Source organism: Vibrio sp. 1078-1 (assembly GCF_033340475.1).
On the sequence record NZ_JAWOWM010000880.1, the window covers coordinates 1 to 522 of the forward strand.

The 522-nt window shown below is 43.5% G+C and carries 1 pseudogene; it reads left to right on the forward strand.

Going from position 1 to position 522, the window contains the following annotated elements:
* Positions 1-124: 124 nt before the first annotated feature.
* A pseudogene (gene vdeR, locus R7190_RS30610) lies at positions 125-522 on the forward strand (efflux transporter transcriptional repressor VdeR); the annotation flags it as partial.

The following is a 522-nucleotide window of genomic DNA, read 5'->3' on the forward strand; positions in this document are numbered from 1 at the left end:
GCAGTATAGGCAGAAATGAATATTGATCAACATATTTTCCACATGGATAGCAAATTAATTAGTCAAAGCGTTCGGTTTCTGGTAAAAGTAGGCACGTTGATTAATATTCGGGAAAAATCGAACTATGAATGTAAGAAAGCAAGGCCGACGTAGCGCTGAAGCCGCAGAACAAACTAAGTGTCTGATCCTTAAGGTCGCTGCAGATATGTTTTGTGAGCTGGGTTACGAGCGAGTCTCGCTAAGAAACATCAGCGAAAAGGCGGGTGTATCACATAGTTTGATTCGTCATCACTTCGGCAGCAAAGAGAAAATCTGGCAAGCAGTGAGTGACGCGATGGATGAGTTCCTGCAAAATTATATGGCAGGCCTAATCAACGAAATGCCTGAGAACACCCCATCAAATCGCAAGATTTACCTGTTTATGGTTCGCATGTTGGCGTTTGCACTCGTGAACCCTCATCCAGTGCAAATGATTGCGGACTCAATCAGACAAGATGATAACGCGCTGTTTGACTACTTCTT